The following is a 14,243-nucleotide window of genomic DNA, read 5'->3' on the forward strand; positions in this document are numbered from 1 at the left end:
CACGTCTCAGGCCCGTTCGGTCTCGACGACGACGTGACGGCCGGCGCGGATCCGCCCGGCCAGCAGCGGCTTCAGCACGATCGTCACCAGCAGCAGGATGGCGACGCCGAGCATGATGCCGATCACGCGCTCGAGCACCGGCCCGATGCTGGTCGGCGGGCCGGAGCCGGTGATCAGGCCCATCAGGAAGGCGATGCCGGCCTGGGTGCCGAAATAGGACGTCTTCGGATCGCCCTGGTGCAGGAACGTGAACAGGAACATGCCCGTGAACAGCGCCAGCGACCACGGGAACAGGTGACCCGGCAGCAGCAGCGCCAGCACGATGCCGGGAACGCCGCCCAGCACGCAGCCGATCAGGCGCTGCAGCGCCTTGGTCTGCATGGTGCCGAGGCTTCTATCCGTCACGGCGATGGAACTGACGAAGATCTGCATCGCGCTCGGCAGGTCGAGCAGGATGACGAGGCCGATGATCGCCGGCGCCGTCACGGCGCTGATGATGGCGACATGCTCGATTTCCATCGCCTGCACCGATCCCGGCGGCGCCTTGACGGCGTTCTGCGGTCCGGGCGGCCGTGCCGGCGGCGCCAGCAGCAGCACGACGAGCGTGGTGCCGAGGATGCCGACCGTGATCTCCATCCCGCGCGCGACCACGAACGCGGCAAGATCGGCCGGATTGCCCACCGCCCCCAGAACGGACATCGCGAATGTCAGGCAGGCGACCAGCCAGGCATAGGAATGCGGACTGGTGAAGCGCTTGCGCGTCGCGAACCAGAACACCACCGACATCACCAGCGCGACCGCGAGCGGCCCGAACCCGATCAGCCGGCCGCCGATCTCGAAGCCGAGGATGCAGCCGATGATGGTGCCGGCGAAGCGCATCGATGCCTTGTCCAGCATCGCCTTGCGGTCCTGCCCGGCCTGCCCGATCATCCAGGCCGAGATGCCGGCCCACCACGGGTCCGGCAGATGCAGCACGAAGGACGCCATCACCGCGACCCAGACGCCGAGCGCCAGCACCAGCGCGTGGTAGCCGGGCGTGTGGCGGAACGGCAGCGGCGGCTGCACGGCCGTGGACGCCGCGGCGCCATCCCCGGCCACTGCCCCAGAAGCCAATTCCCCCGCGGCGGCCATCGCCGTCACGCCCCGCCCGCGGACGGGGCGACATGGCCGGGAAAGCGCCCGCCGCGGCTCACGGCGCGTTCCCCTCGGCGGCCGACGCCGGATCGGACGGCGTGTCCCGGTCGGCCGATTGCGGCCGAACGAACATCAGGATGCTGGCGTCCGCCCCGGTGAACAGGTTCAGGCGCTGCGGCAGGTCGCCGAGATCGACCTCCATCGGGAAGCGCTGCTGCAACCGCACCCAGTTGGTGTCGAGCGACACATAGGGCATCACGTTCGCGCTTTCCTTGGCCCGTGAAACGCCGCGCGACAGGCTGCGCACCGTGCCGGTGTGGATGCGCCACGGGTCCGAGGCGAGCCGGATATAGACCTTCTGCCCCGGCAGGATGCTGTGGACATATTGCTCCTCGACATTGGCCACGACCCGCCAGCCGGTGTCGGTGACGATGGCGAGCAGCGGATCGCCGACCTTGAGGAAATCGCCGGCGCGGGCGAGGAACGGCGCGACCACGCCCGCGGCGGGCGCCACGACCCGCGTCTGCGAAAGGTTGTATTTCGCCAGCGCCAGTTCCGCCTCCGCGACCTTGACCGAGGACTGCCGCACGGTGACCGTCCGCCGCGCGGCCTCAGCCGTGGCGATCGCCGAGGCCACCGCGGCATTGGCGGTGTCGAGGTCGCGCTCGGCGTTGTTCAGATCCTGTTCGGAAACCGAGCCGCTGCCGACGATGGCCGCGATGCGCTCCTTGATCAGCTGGGCGTCCGCCTGCTTGGCCTTGGCGCCGACGATGTCCGCGTCCGCCACCGAGACCTGTTCCTCGGCATCGGCCACGTTGGCCTTGGCGTATTCGACATTCGCCACCGCCTTGTCGACGGCGATCTGGAACGGCTGCGGATCGATGATGGCGAGCAGGTCGCCCGCCTTGACCGGCTGGTTGCGCCGGGCCTCGATCGACACGATGCGGCCTTCCACCTGGGGCGCGACGCCGACCACGTTGGAAAGCACGAACCCGTCCCACGTATAGAGCACGAACGAGGTGACGACGTAGTAGAGCACGAACAGCACGACGGCGCCGGAAATCACCGCCAGACTCAGATGATCGCGGAGGAAGGCCCGCATACGCGTCGTATCTCCGTTTCGGGACGGCGCGACCCATGGCCGGATCGGCCGCGGGAGGCTTGCGATGCCGCCGGCGGGCCGAACGGCCCGGGGCATCCGACTGTTTTGCAGGAAGGCGTGGGCGCGGGCAAGCGACAGAAGGTGGCAGCCGCCGATCCGGACGCATGGCGAAACAATCCGGGCGCGCCCGGCGAAAAAGAAACGGCCCGCCGATCGCTCGGCGGGCCGTCCGGGAGTGTCTGCCCCGCGAGGCGGGGGGGGGGACCGGCTGCCTCGGTCCGGCCGGCGCCCGAAGGCCCGGCCGGTGAGACCATCCGGTCAGTAGTGGTAGGCCGACTCGCCGTGGGACGAGACGTCGAGGCCCTCGCGCTCGGCTTCCACCGGGACCCGCAGGCCGACGATCAGGTCGATGACCTTGAAGATGATCAGCGAGCCGATGCCGGTCCACAGCAGGGTGACGACGATCGCCTTGATCTGCACGAACACCTGATGGCCCATGGAGTAGCCGTCGAGGCCGACGCCGCCGAGAGCCGGCGAAACCAGGATGCCGGTGGCGATGGCGCCGACGATGCCGCCGATGCCGTGCACGCCGAACACGTCCAGGCTGTCGTCATAGCCGAGCGAGTTCTTCACCGTGGAGACGAAGAAGTAGCAGATCGGGCTGACGACGAGGCCGAGGACGATGGCGCCCATCGGGCCGACGAAGCCGGCGGCCGGGGTGACGGCGACGAGGCCGGCAACCGCGCCGGAAGCCGCGCCGAGCATGCTCGGCTTGCCGCGGGCGATGGCCTCGACGACGGCCCAGGAGACGATGGCGGCGGCGGTGGCGGTGAAGGTGGTGATCATCGCCAGCGAAGCGGTGCCGTTGGCGGCGAGCGCCGAGCCGGCATTGAAGCCGAACCAGCCGACCCACAGCAGCGAGGCGCCGACCATGGTGAGGGTCATGGAGTGCGGCGGAAGCGCTTCCTTGCCGTAGCCGATGCGCTTGCCGACCAGAATGGCGCCCACGAGACCGGCCACACCGGCGTTGATGTGAACGACGGTGCCGCCGGCGAAGTCAAGCGCGCCCCAGTCGAAGATCAGGCTGCCAGCGCCGCCCCACACCATGTGCGCGATCGGGAAGTAGACGAAGGTCGCCCACAGGATCGCGAACAGGATGACCGCGGAGAACTTCATGCGCTCGGCGAAGGCACCGACCGCCAGAGCCGGCGTGATGGCCGCGAAGGTCATCTGGAAGCAGATGAAGACATATTCCGGAATGGTGCCCGAGACGGAGGCCGGCGTGACCCCGGCGAGGAACAGCTTCTCGAAGCCGCCGATGAAGGCGTTGCCGCTGGTGAAGGAGAGGCTGTAGCCGTACACGCACCAAACGACCACCAGCACCGCGGTGATCGTCAGCACCTGCATCAGCACCGACAGCATGTTCTTGGTGCGCACCAGGCCGCCGTAGAACAGCGCCAGGCCCGGAATGGTCATCAGGAGCACCAGCACCGTCGAAACCATCATCCAGGCGGTGTCGCCGGTGTTGATCGTCGGCACGGCCGGAGCCGCCGGCGCGGCGGGTGCCGCGGCATCCTGCGCAAACGCCACGCCCGTGGCGAGCAAGGTAAACGCCGAGGCTGGCAGCAGCCGGCGCGTGAGGGCCGTAAGGGACATTACTTCTCTCTCCTTGGAAATTCGGGGGGAATGGCCAGGCGATCCGCTCACAACGCGTCGGCGTCGGTCTCGCCGGTGCGGATGCGGACGGCCTGGTCGATCGCGTAGACGAACACCTTGCCGTCGCCGATCTGGCCGGTCTTGGCGGCCCCGACGATCGTCTCGACCGTCTTGTCGACGGCGTCCGACGCGACGGCCACCTCGATCTTCAGCTTCGGCAGGAAGGTCACCGCATATTCGGCACCACGATAGATTTCCGTATGGCCCTTCTGCCTCCCGTACCCTTTGACTTCCGTGACCGTCAGGCCCTGGATCCCGATGGACATGAGGGCCTCGCGGACCTCGTCGAGCTTGAATGGCTTGATGACCGCCATCACGATTTTCATGGTGCTTCCCGCTCGTATTGATCGGAGAGGTTGATCGAGATCGCTTGCCCCGGAGCGCCGCCCCGCCGATCCGACCGCAGCCCTGCTCCGGCGCCAAGGGTCCCGCCCGACGCGAGGGGAAGTCCCCGTGCCCGGCATGCCCGTGCGCTCCTAGGAATCAAACCGCGTGCCAACTCGGCGCCGCATCCGCAATTCGTGCGAATAAAAAGCCGGAGGCACGCGCCGCGGCGGCCCGCCGGGCCGTGCTCCGCCACCCGTCCGGGGCTGCCCTTCCGCGCGCTACCGCTGGGTGCGATCTTCAACGAAGCTCACGAGATCGACGAACGCGCCCGACCGGACGCCGCGCGCGGACGCAACGACGTGACGGCCCCGCATGCACCGCATCGCGGCGGCGGCAGGCGCGCGGTGAAGCAGTACCGCGAAAACGCCGCTCTCGTCCGGCCGAGTCCGGGCCGCGAAGGCGGGTGTCTGACGCATGGGGGATTCGGAGGGACCGGGAGCCCAGGGTTTCAATCGGGCCAAAAGCCCGGCCCGGTGCCGGAATGCGCACTTCGGCCGCGGAAATGACCGGCGCGGGCACCGGCCCGGCGGGGCGCGACATTTCCGCCCTGCAGGCGGCGGCGAAGGTCGCCGCCCGGTTCCGTCAGAGCGCGGCGAGATCCTCTTCGCCGGTGCGGATCCGCACGGCCCGGTCGATGCTGTGGACGAAGATCTTGCCGTCGCCGATGTGGCCGGTCTTCGCCGAGCCGACGATGGCGGCGATCACGTCATCGACCACACCGTCATCGACGATCAGTTCGATCTTCAGCTTCGGCACCAGCGAGATGATATATTCGGCGCCACGGTAAATCTCCGTGTGCCCCTTCTGCCGGCCATAGCCTTTTACTTCCGTCACCGTCATGCCGACGATACCGATACCGATCAACGCATCGCGCACCTCTTCAAGCTTGAAGGGCTTTATGATGGCGGAAACGATCTTCATCGTCGAAAACTCCGTCAGAGCGCAATCGGTACGTCCGGGCGCGGTCGCGTCAGCGGCCCGGTCCAGGCGGCAGGGAGGATGCCACGTTTCCGCCACATCCTGACGATCGCCGCGTCCATGCGCAATCCTATTGCGCGGTGCCGCGCCTCATTGCTTCAATTTTATCCATGTCCACAGAACGACCATCGATCCGAACCTTTCGTGCCGCATATATGCACTGCGTTCGACGCTTATTTGCCTAATAATGCGGCAGTTTGCGATCCGTCAGTCCCGGCCGTCATTCAGTCGAACGACCCCCTCCTGAGCTGTCGAAGCGACAAGTCGGCCGTGCCGGTCGAACACCAGCCCCCGATTGAATCCACGGCCGCCGCCGACCGTCGGGCTGTCCTGGTCGTAGAGCAGCCAGTCGTCGGCCCTGAACGGGCGATGGAACCACATGGCGTGGTCGAGGCTTGCCAGCAGAAGGTCGGGATCGAACACGCGCCGGCCGTGGGCGAACAGCGAGGTGTCGAGCAGCGTCAGGTCCGAGGCGTAGGCGAGCGCGCAGCGATGGATCGCCGGATCGTCCGGAAGCGGGCCGTTGACGCGGATCCACACCTTCTGGCGCGGCGGCAGCGGGGTGGAGGACACGTAGTGATCGATCTCGACGGGGCGGACCTCGATGGGACGGTCGCGCTGGAAATAGACCTTCACCACCGGCGGCAGGCTGTCGATCGAGGCGGCGAGAAGCTCGCGCTGGGTGGCGAGGCTTTCCGGCGGGGGCACGTCGGCCATCTCGATCTGGTGGGAAAGTCCCTGCTCGTCGACGTGGTAGGAGGCCGACATCAGGAAGATCGGCTGCCCGTGCTGCACCGCCACCACCCGACGGGTGGCGAAGCTGCGGCCGTCGCGGATGCTCTCCACCTCGTAGACGATGGGAACCGACGGATCGCCGCCGCGCAGGAAATAGGCGTGGAGCGAATGGGCCTGGCGGCCGTCGTCCACGGTCTTGGAGGCGGCGACGAGCGCCTGGCCGATGACCTGGCCGCCGAACACGCGCTGCCAGCCGTCCTGCGGGCTATGGCCGCGGTAGAGGTTGTGTTCGATCCGTTCCAGATCGAGTATCGAAAGCAGGGCCGAGACGGCTCCGTTCATGAGAGGCCTCTCTACTTATATATAAGCACGTCTGCCGGCCATCGCGGCGAAGCCTGCCGGCCGGCGGGAGGGGTTGAGATGGGGCGCCCGGCGGGCACGGCGTGTCAAGCCGGCGCAACCGCGCGCAAGCGGCGGAGCCTGTCCGGTGTCCGCCGCAGAGGAGCAAGCGGCGAGGGCCGGGCCGGCGTTCGCCGCAGAGGAGATGGCAGATGACGCGTCCGATGTCCGATGATCATGCCGCCGGCGCGGCGGGCCGGTCCCGCCCGGATGTGGCCGACGTGGCCGTGGGCGGGGGCGGATCGGTCGGGCTGACCGCGGCGCTCGCCATCCGCCATGCCGACCCGCGCGCCCGCGTCCTTCTGATCGATGCGCGGCCGCCGGCCGCCGACCAGCGCGGCCCGTCCGACGAGCGGGCGCTCGCCATTGCCGCCGCCGCGCGCCGGATGCTCACCCGCCTCGGCGTCTGGCACCGCGTCGAGGCGCTCGCCCAGCCCGTGCAGGAAATGGTGGTCACCGACAGCCGCCTGCGCGATCTCGTGCGCCCGGTGTTCCTGTCCTTCGACGGCGAGCTCGAACCCGGCGAGCCGTTCGTGCACATGGTGCCGGCCGGCGCCCTCTCGGCGGCGATCGCCGCCGCGGCGGTGGAAGCCGGCGTCGAGATCCTCGCGCCCGAGACCGTCTCGGACTTCGAGGCCGACGGCACCGGCATCACCATCCGCCTCGGCTCGGGAGCCGAACGGCGCGCGCGGCTCCTCGTGGCGGCGGACGGCGTCCGCTCGCGGCTGCGCGGGCTTGCCGGCATCGGCGTCGTCCGCAGCGACTACCGGCAGACCGCCATCGTGGTCACGGTCGCCCACGAGCGGCCCCACGAGGGGCGTGCGGTGGAGCATTTCCTCCCGAGCGGTCCGTTCGCCATCCTGCCGCTCACCGGCAACCGGTCCTCGCTCGTCTGGACCGAGCGCACCGAGGAAGCCGAGCGGCTGATGAGCCTTGAGGACTTCACCTTCGAGATCGAGCTGGAGCGCCGTTTCGGCGGCGCGCTCGGCGCGGTCACCGTCGACGGACCGCGCCGCGCCCATCCGCTCGGGCTCACCCTCGTCCGCAGCTTCGTCGCCGACCGGTTCGCACTCGTCGGCGATGCCGCCCACGGCATTCACCCCATCGCCGGACAGGGCCTCAACATGGGCTTCCGCGACGTCGCGGCGCTCGCCGAGGTCGTCGTCGAGGCGAGGCGCCTCGGCCTCGATCCCGGCGCCGCCGACGTGCTGGCGCGCTACCAGAGCTGGCGCCGGTTCGACACGGTGGAGATGGGGCTCGTCACCGACGGCCTGAACCGGCTGTTCCGGACGGACATCAATCCGCTCCGGGTCGCCCGCGACATCGGCCTCGGCATCGTCGACCGCCTGCCCGGCCTGAAGCGGCGCTTCATCCGCGAGGCCGCGGGCGTCGGCGGCACGCTGCCCCGGCTGATGCGCGGCGAGGCGATCTGACACCGCCCCCGCCGCGACACGACCGGCCGGGCGGCGTCCGGCCGCAAAAGGCGCCGCAGAGCGCCGGAGCACTTCAGGGAGGATGAGCCATGGCCGGCACCTTTCACGCCCTCGTGCCGTTCGCGGTCGCCGCGGTGGCGATCGTGCTCGTCCTCGGGCTCGCCAACATGGTGCGCGGCGGCAGCCCGGTGCTGTCGCAGCGGCTGATGCGGCTTCGGGTCATCCTGCAGCTCGTCGCCATCGTCATCATCCTGATGACGTTCCTGCTCGCGCGCCACTGACGCCGGCACCTGCCGCGGGCGGCGCGCTCCCGATCCCTTCACGAGGCCCCGCATGGTCGCACTCAACCGCATCTATACCCGCACCGGCGACGACGGCTCGACCGGTCTCGCCAACGGCGAGCGCCGCTCCAAGGCCGACCTGCGCGTCGCCGCCTTCGGCACGGTGGACGAACTCAACGCCTGCCTCGGCCTCGCCCGGCTGTCGGCCGGCGCGGAACCCGATCTCGATGCCGCGCTCGGCCGCATCCAGAACGAGCTGTTCGATCTCGGCGCCGATCTCGCCACCCCCGAGCCGCCGGAAGACGCCCCGCCGTCGCGGCGGGGGCCGGCGCTCAGGATCGTCGACGCCCAGGTCGCGCGCCTCGAAGCCGAGATAGACGCCTGCAATTCCCGGCTTTCACCGCTGCGCTCGTTCATCCTGCCCGGCGGCTCGCCGCTCGCCGCCCACCTCCACCTCGCCCGCACGGTGTGCCGCCGCGCGGAGCGCGAGATCGTGGCGCTCGCGGAGCGCGAGCCAGTCGGCGAGGCGGCGGTGCGCTACGTCAACCGCCTGTCGGATTATCTCTTCGTCGCCGCCCGTCTCGCCAATGCCGACGGCACCCGCGACATATTGTGGATTCCAGGCGCGACAAGGACTTGAGGCGCGGACCGGCGGCGGGCCGCGTTGACACCGCTCGCCGCGCGACGCTACCGTTCGCGCGACCGATCCAAAGGCCGGCGACCGGCTGAAGCCCGCACCCGGCACGCCCGGAGCAGACCTCGGGACAACGGGTGCGAGGCGACGCGGACCATGGTGGAAAAGCAGACGATGGCGGAAGAACTGAAGACCATCGGCATCATCGGTGCCGGGCAGATGGGCAGCGGCATCGTGCATGTCTGCGCGCTCAGCGGCTACGACGTCATGATCTACGACGTCTCGACCGAGCGCATCCAGTCCGGGCTCGCCACCATCACCGGCAACATGAACCGGCAGGTCTCCAAGGGCCTGATCACCGAGGAAGCCCGCCGCGAGGCGCTCTCGCGCATCCGCCCGGCGGAAAATCTCGACGCGCTGGCCGATGTCGACCTCATCATCGAGTCGGCCACCGAGAACGAGCAGGTCAAGCGCAAGATCTTCAGCCAGGTCTCCCCGGTGCTGAAACCCGAGGCGATGCTGGCCACCAACACCTCGTCGATCTCGATCACGCGGCTCGCCGCGGCCACCGACCGGCCGGAGCGCTTCATCGGCATCCACTTCATGAACCCGGTTCCGATCATGGAACTGGTCGAGCTGGTGCGCGGCATCGCCACCGAGGACGAGACCTTCGAGACCGCCAAGCTGTTCGTGAAGCGGCTCGGCAAGACCGCGGCGGTGGCCGAGGACTTCCCGGCCTTCATGGTCAACCGCATCCTGCTGCCGATGATCAACGAGGCGATCTACACGCTCTACGAGGGCGTCGGCACGGTGGAGGCCATCGACACCGCCATGCGGCTCGGCGCCAACCATCCGATGGGACCGCTGCAGCTCGCCGACTTCATCGGCCTCGATACCTGCCTGTCGATCATGCAGGTGCTGCACGAGGGGCTGGCCGATTCCAAATACCGCCCCTGTCCGCTGCTGGTGAAATATGTCGAGGCCGGCTGGCTCGGCCGCAAGACCCACCGCGGCTTCTACGACTATCGCGGCGAGAAGCCCGTCCCGACGCGCTGAACCGCGCCGCGGTCGGCATCCCGCCGCCGCACGGCGAAGCCGGAAGCCGTCCTCAGGACGCCCCGGCCGCCTTCGGCGCCGTCTGCGCCAGCGCCTCGCCGATCAGGCCGACCGCGTCCGGGCTGTCCCACTCCGCCGGCCCGTGCATCACGCCGAGGGTGCAGCCCGACGAATCGACCAGCACCGTCGTCGGCAGTCCCACCGCGTGGCCGCGCGATTTCAGGTCGTTGAACACCTTCATCGTCGGATCGGAATAGAGCTTCAGGGCGGAGATGTTCTCCTCCTTCAGGAAGCGCCCGGCGCGGCCGTCGTCGCGGGTGTCGACATTGACCGCCACCACCTCGAACCGGTCGGAACCGTGCGCCGCCTCCAGCCGGTCGAGCGCCGGCATTTCCGCGCGGCACGGCACGCACCACGTCGCCCAGAGATTGACGAGGGCGATGCGGCCCGGCACGTCGCCGAGCACGGCCTTGAGGGTCGTCGGCGTGCCGTCGGGGCCGCGGAAGGCCAGCCCGCCGGCGTCGACCGGCCCGCCGGAGGTGATGAACGCCGCGACGTCGCCCTTGGCGAACGGCGCGAGCGCGCGCGACACGGCGACCGATCCGGCGCATTCCGCCGGCACTGCGTTGCCACCGGCCATGTTCATCCCGTATACCGCCACGAGCCCGGCGGCGATGCCCGCTGCCGCCACCCCGGCGACGATGCCGGCGCGACGCCGGTGCGTTACCGTCTTCCTGGTCCCGCTTTCGTCCGTCATGACAGCCTCGCTCCGCAGGATAGATTGACCGGACCCGGGTTCGCACAGATCGAGGATGCCACGCAATGAGCAACCGCATGTGGGGCGGGCGCTTCGCCACCGGCCCGGACGCCATCATGGCGGAAATCAACGCCTCGATCGATTTCGACAAGACCCTCTACCGGCAGGACATCGCCGGTTCCAAGGCCCATGTCGCCATGCTCGCCAAACAGGGCATCATCGCGGCGGAGGACGCCGCGCGCATCGACGAGGGCCTGGATGCGGTCCGCGCGGAGATCGATTCGGGCGGGTTCACGTTCTCCCGCGAGCTTGAAGACATCCACATGAACGTGGAGAAGCGCCTCGCCGACCTGATCGGTCCGGCGGCCGGCCGGCTTCACACCGCCCGCTCGCGCAACGACCAGGTCGCGACCGATTTCCGCCTCTGGGTGCGCGACACCATCGACGATCTCGATTCCGCGCTCGCCGACCTGCAGGTCGCCCTCCTCGACAAGGCCGAGGCCCACGCCGCCACGGTGATGCCGGGCTTCACCCATCTCCAGACCGCCCAGCCGGTGACCTTCGGCCACCACCTGATGGCCTATGTCGAGATGATCGGCCGCGACCGCGGCCGGTTCCAGGATGCCCGCGCCCGCCTCAACGAATGCCCGCTCGGCGCCGCCGCCCTCGCCGGCACCTCGTTCCCCATCGACCGCTTCGCCACCGCCGCCGCGCTCGGCTTCGACCGGCCGACCGCGAACTCGCTCGATTCGGTGTCCGACCGCGACTTCGCGCTCGAAACCCTGTCCGCCGCCTCCATCGCGGCGATGCACCTGTCGCGCCTCGCCGAGGAAATCGTGATCTGGTGCTCGGCGCCGTTCGGCTTCATCCGGCTGTCCGACCGCTTCACCACCGGCTCGTCGATCATGCCGCAGAAGCGCAATCCGGACGCCGCCGAACTCGCCCGCGCCAAGACCGGCCGCATCATCGGGGCGCTCAACACGCTCCTGATCGTGATGAAGGGCCTGCCGCTCGCCTATGCCAAGGACATGCAGGAGGACAAGGAGCCGACCTTCGACGCGCTGTCCTCGCTGTCGCTGGTAATCGCGGCCTCCGCCGGCATGGTGCGCGACCTGGAACCCGACGCGAAGGCGATGAAGAAGGCGGCGGGCGGCGGCTATTCCACCGCGACCGACCTCGCCGACTGGCTGGTGCGCGTGATCGGGATGCCGTTCCGCGAGGCCCACCACGTCACCGGCCGCATCGTGGCGGCCGCCGCGGAAGCGGGGCTGCCGCTCGACCGGGTCCCGCTCGCCACCATGCAGGCGGTCGACGACCGCATCACCGAGGCGGTGTTCGACGTCCTCACTGTGGATCGCTCGGTGAAGAGCCGCACCTCCCATGGCGGCACGGCGCCGGCCAACGTGCGGCGCGAGATCCGCGCGTGGCGGCGGCGGCTGGCGAAAGAGGCGAAGGCCCTTCAGGGCGCGTGAGCCGAAGGCCCTTCAGGGCGCATGAGCCGTTGCGTCTCGCCTCGCGGGCGCGACTGCGCTATTGGTCTCGTCTTCCCGGAAAATTTCCCGGCCGGATGGCTCGCCCACCGAAAGGGAAAGGTTCCGTATGCAAGAGCTTCTGTATAGTCCTGCCGTCCGGATCGGTTCGAGCCGGGCGGGTGTGCGTTCGGTTTCCGGCCGGCAGCGGCATGACGGAGGCGCCAGCCGTGAGGAGCGACAGCTTGGGTGACAGCGTCAACGGGATTGCGGGCCGCGCGGCGGCCGGCAGGCGGGGCGGGGCACGGCGCACGCCGCTCGCCGTCGGGCTCGCCGTCGTTCTCGTCGCGACCTTCGCGCTCGCCGGCTGCGGCCGTCGCAGCGCCCCGGAAACCCCGCCGGGGGTGAAGCCGCCCGCCGGCTCCGTCGACCGCGGCAACGGCATCTACGCGCCGCCGCGAAAATTCATCCTCGATCCGCTGCTGTGATCCGCGGCGGCCGGGGGATTTCCCGTCGGTCGGGTATCGATCCGAAGGACGGGAAAGCGCTCCGCAGACGCTGAGTTGAGCCGTTCCTCGGCCGCCGGTCCGGCGGCCGGCATCCGATCTTGTGAGTTTCCGGCCGTGAACCATTTCGAATACAGGGACGGCATCCTTCATGCCGAAGACGTCGCGGTGCCCGAGATCGCCGCCGCGGTCGGCACGCCCGTGTACATCTATTCCACCGCGACCATCGAGCGGCACTTCCGCGTGTTCTCCGCGGCGATGGACGGCCTGCCGACCCTCGTCTGCTACGCCATGAAGGCGAATTCCAACCAGGCGGTGCTGAAGACGCTCGCCCGCCTCGGCGCCGGCATGGATGTGGTCTCGGAAGGCGAGCTGCGCCGCGCCGTCGCCGCCGGCGTGCCGGGAAACCGCATCGTGTTCTCCGGCGTCGCCAAGACCCGGCACGAGATGGCCTACGGTCTCGCCCAGGACATCCTCTGCTTCAACGTCGAATCCCTGCCCGAACTGGAGCGGCTGTCCGAGGTCGCGAGCGCCGAGGGCCGCACCGCCCGCGTCTCGCTGCGCATCAATCCCGATGTCGACGCCATGACGCACGCCAAGATCTCGACGGGGAAGGCGGAGAACAAGTTCGGCATCCCCTGGCAGGACGCCCGCGCCGCCTATGCCCGCGCCGCCGCGCTGCCGGGGCTCGAGGTCGCCGGCATCGACATGCACATCGGCTCGCAGATCACCGAGCTCGCGCCGTTCGATGCGGCGTTCTCCCGGCTCGGCGAACTCATCACTGCGCTGCGCGGCGACGGTCACGCCATCGAGCATGTCGATCTCGGCGGCGGCCTCGGCATTCCCTATGACGACGACGCGGCGACCCCGCCCGATCCCGCCGCCTATGGCGCGGTCGTGAAGCGCCACGCCAACCGGCTCGGCTGCCGCGTGCTGTTCGAGCCCGGCCGGCTGATTGTCGGCAATGCCGGCATCCTCGTCAGCGAGGTCGTCTATGTGAAGCATGGCGCCGCCAAGACCTTCGTCATCGTCGATGCCGGCATGAACGATCTCGTGCGGCCGACCCTCTACGACGCGCACCACGAGATCCGCCCGGTCGACCAGCGCGCCGCGTCCGCCGACCGCGCGGTGGTCGACGTGGTCGGGCCGGTGTGCGAGTCCGGCGATTTCCTCGCCCAGAAGCGCCGCCTGCCCGCGGTCGCGGAGGGCGATCTCGTCGCGGTGTTCTCGGCCGGCGCCTATGGCGCCGTGCAGGCCTCGACCTACAACAGCCGCCTGCTGGTGCCCGAGGTGCTGGTTTCCGGCGATGCCTGGGCGGTGGTGCGTCCCCGCCCGACCTATGACGAGCTGATCGGCCTCGACCGCCTTCCCGCGTGGCTCGAAGACTGAGACACGGCCTGAGGCAGGGCCCGTCGCCCGCGCGCCCCGGAGACGACGGTCGGGGTCATCGCGGTGCGCGCGTGCCGCTGCCGCCACGAACGGTCCGATCCGAACGCAGCCGCCGCGGCGCGATCACGATCCGCTGAACGCGCGGAATCGGACGTGTCTGCCTGATTGTTGCCCCGTCCTCGTGCTCCGATCGTCCATTGTCGCAGCCCATGGCCGCGGCAGAGGGGTATGCCGGCTTCGCAGACAGGCGCGGTTCTTGCTAAAGTC

At 69.5% G+C, this 14,243-nt stretch carries 14 protein-coding genes; 7 read left to right on the plus strand and 7 right to left on the minus strand.

Annotated features, from left to right (window positions below):
• Window positions 1–6: 6 nt before the first annotated feature.
• The 6 genes from BUF17_RS07175 to tesB all read right to left on the minus strand — a co-directional run bounded on the left by BUF17_RS07175 (window position 7) and on the right by tesB (window position 6,394).
• A complete protein-coding gene (locus tag BUF17_RS07175) occupies window positions 7–1,098 on the minus strand; it encodes an FUSC family protein (protein WP_073626932.1) in 1,092 nt (363 codons plus the stop codon).
• A gap of 91 nt (window positions 1,099–1,189) precedes the next feature.
• Window positions 1,190–2,236 (minus strand): HlyD family secretion protein, encoded by a 1,047-nt coding sequence (locus BUF17_RS07180; protein ID WP_073626934.1) that lies wholly within the window; start codon window positions 2,234–2,236, stop codon window positions 1,190–1,192.
• A 318-nt stretch (window positions 2,237–2,554) separates the two neighbouring features.
• Window positions 2,555–3,892 carry an ammonium transporter gene (locus BUF17_RS07185; RefSeq protein ID WP_073626936.1) on the minus strand — a complete coding sequence of 446 codons (1,338 nt, stop codon included), beginning with the start codon at window positions 3,890–3,892 and terminating at the stop codon, window positions 2,555–2,557.
• A 47-nt stretch (window positions 3,893–3,939) separates the two neighbouring features.
• The gene (locus BUF17_RS07190; RefSeq protein WP_073626938.1) at window positions 3,940–4,278 is read right to left on the minus strand and encodes a P-II family nitrogen regulator; all 339 of its coding nucleotides are present in this window, start codon (window positions 4,276–4,278) and stop codon (window positions 3,940–3,942) included.
• A 643-nt stretch (window positions 4,279–4,921) separates the two neighbouring features.
• Entirely contained in the window at window positions 4,922–5,260 is a 339-nt protein-coding gene (locus tag BUF17_RS07200; RefSeq protein ID WP_073626941.1) for a P-II family nitrogen regulator, read from the minus strand.
• A gap of 264 nt (window positions 5,261–5,524) precedes the next feature.
• Complete coding sequence (gene tesB, locus BUF17_RS07205; protein ID WP_073626943.1) at window positions 5,525–6,394, minus strand: acyl-CoA thioesterase II; 870 nt, start codon at window positions 6,392–6,394, stop codon at window positions 5,525–5,527.
• 209 nt (window positions 6,395–6,603) lie between these two features.
• Here tesB and BUF17_RS07210 point away from each other — a divergent pair, with 209 nt between their 5' ends.
• The 4 genes from BUF17_RS07210 to BUF17_RS07225 all read left to right on the plus strand — a co-directional run bounded on the left by BUF17_RS07210 (window position 6,604) and on the right by BUF17_RS07225 (window position 9,855).
• Window positions 6,604–7,884 carry a ubiquinone biosynthesis hydroxylase gene (locus BUF17_RS07210; protein WP_244530795.1) on the plus strand — a complete coding sequence of 427 codons (1,281 nt, stop codon included), beginning with the start codon at window positions 6,604–6,606 and terminating at the stop codon, window positions 7,882–7,884.
• A gap of 89 nt (window positions 7,885–7,973) precedes the next feature.
• Entirely contained in the window at window positions 7,974–8,165 is a 192-nt protein-coding gene (locus tag BUF17_RS07215) for a twin transmembrane helix small protein (RefSeq protein ID WP_073626945.1), read from the plus strand.
• 52 nt (window positions 8,166–8,217) lie between these two features.
• Window positions 8,218–8,805: a cob(I)yrinic acid a,c-diamide adenosyltransferase gene (locus BUF17_RS07220; RefSeq protein ID WP_073626947.1), complete on the plus strand. Its 588-nt coding sequence runs from the start codon at window positions 8,218–8,220 to the stop codon at window positions 8,803–8,805.
• A 168-nt stretch (window positions 8,806–8,973) separates the two neighbouring features.
• Window positions 8,974–9,855, plus strand: coding sequence for a 3-hydroxybutyryl-CoA dehydrogenase (locus tag BUF17_RS07225; RefSeq protein ID WP_073626951.1), 882 nt, complete (start codon window positions 8,974–8,976; stop codon window positions 9,853–9,855).
• Between the two features lie 52 nt (window positions 9,856–9,907).
• Here the strand turns inward: BUF17_RS07225 and tlpA are convergent, their stop codons facing one another.
• Complete coding sequence (gene tlpA, locus BUF17_RS07230; protein WP_073626953.1) at window positions 9,908–10,612, minus strand: thiol:disulfide interchange protein TlpA; 705 nt, start codon at window positions 10,610–10,612, stop codon at window positions 9,908–9,910.
• Window positions 10,613–10,677: 65 nt separating this feature from the next.
• Here tlpA and argH point away from each other — a divergent pair, with 65 nt between their 5' ends.
• From argH to lysA, 3 genes are all read left to right on the plus strand, one after another.
• On the plus strand, window positions 10,678–12,084 hold the full coding sequence (argH, locus tag BUF17_RS07235; protein WP_073626954.1) for an argininosuccinate lyase: 1,407 nt from the start codon (window positions 10,678–10,680) through the stop codon (window positions 12,082–12,084).
• A gap of 242 nt (window positions 12,085–12,326) precedes the next feature.
• Complete coding sequence (locus BUF17_RS07240) at window positions 12,327–12,569, plus strand: lipoprotein (RefSeq protein ID WP_073626956.1); 243 nt, start codon at window positions 12,327–12,329, stop codon at window positions 12,567–12,569.
• 135 nt (window positions 12,570–12,704) lie between these two features.
• A complete protein-coding gene (gene lysA / locus BUF17_RS07245) occupies window positions 12,705–13,976 on the plus strand; it encodes a diaminopimelate decarboxylase (protein ID WP_073627279.1) in 1,272 nt (423 codons plus the stop codon).
• Window positions 13,977–14,243 lie beyond the last annotated feature (267 nt).

Origin of the sequence: Pseudoxanthobacter soli DSM 19599, from assembly GCF_900148505.1 — a bacterium.
Lineage (GTDB): Bacteria > Pseudomonadota > Alphaproteobacteria > Rhizobiales > Segnochrobactraceae > Pseudoxanthobacter > Pseudoxanthobacter soli.

What these genes read in the sequence shown, in the direction of transcription:
- tlpA (WP_073626953.1), bottom strand. Translation starts at nt 10,612, where the DNA reads ATGACGGACGAAAGCGGGACCAGGAAGACGGTAACGCACCGGCGTCGC.
- BUF17_RS07180 (WP_073626934.1), bottom strand. Translation starts at nt 2,236, where the DNA reads ATGCGGGCCTTCCTCCGCGATCATCTGAGTCTGGCGGTGATTTCCGGC.
- BUF17_RS07210 (WP_244530795.1), top strand. Translation starts at nt 6,604, where the DNA reads ATGACGCGTCCGATGTCCGATGATCATGCCGCCGGCGCGGCGGGCCGG.
- argH (WP_073626954.1), top strand. Translation starts at nt 10,678, where the DNA reads ATGAGCAACCGCATGTGGGGCGGGCGCTTCGCCACCGGCCCGGACGCC.
- tesB (WP_073626943.1), bottom strand. Translation starts at nt 6,394, where the DNA reads ATGAACGGAGCCGTCTCGGCCCTGCTTTCGATACTCGATCTGGAACGG.
- BUF17_RS07200 (WP_073626941.1), bottom strand. Translation starts at nt 5,260, where the DNA reads ATGAAGATCGTTTCCGCCATCATAAAGCCCTTCAAGCTTGAAGAGGTG.
- BUF17_RS07220 (WP_073626947.1), top strand. Translation starts at nt 8,218, where the DNA reads ATGGTCGCACTCAACCGCATCTATACCCGCACCGGCGACGACGGCTCG.
- BUF17_RS07225 (WP_073626951.1), top strand. Translation starts at nt 8,974, where the DNA reads ATGGCGGAAGAACTGAAGACCATCGGCATCATCGGTGCCGGGCAGATG.
- BUF17_RS07190 (WP_073626938.1), bottom strand. Translation starts at nt 4,278, where the DNA reads ATGAAAATCGTGATGGCGGTCATCAAGCCATTCAAGCTCGACGAGGTC.
- BUF17_RS07185 (WP_073626936.1), bottom strand. Translation starts at nt 3,892, where the DNA reads ATGTCCCTTACGGCCCTCACGCGCCGGCTGCTGCCAGCCTCGGCGTTT.
- BUF17_RS07215 (WP_073626945.1), top strand. Translation starts at nt 7,974, where the DNA reads ATGGCCGGCACCTTTCACGCCCTCGTGCCGTTCGCGGTCGCCGCGGTG.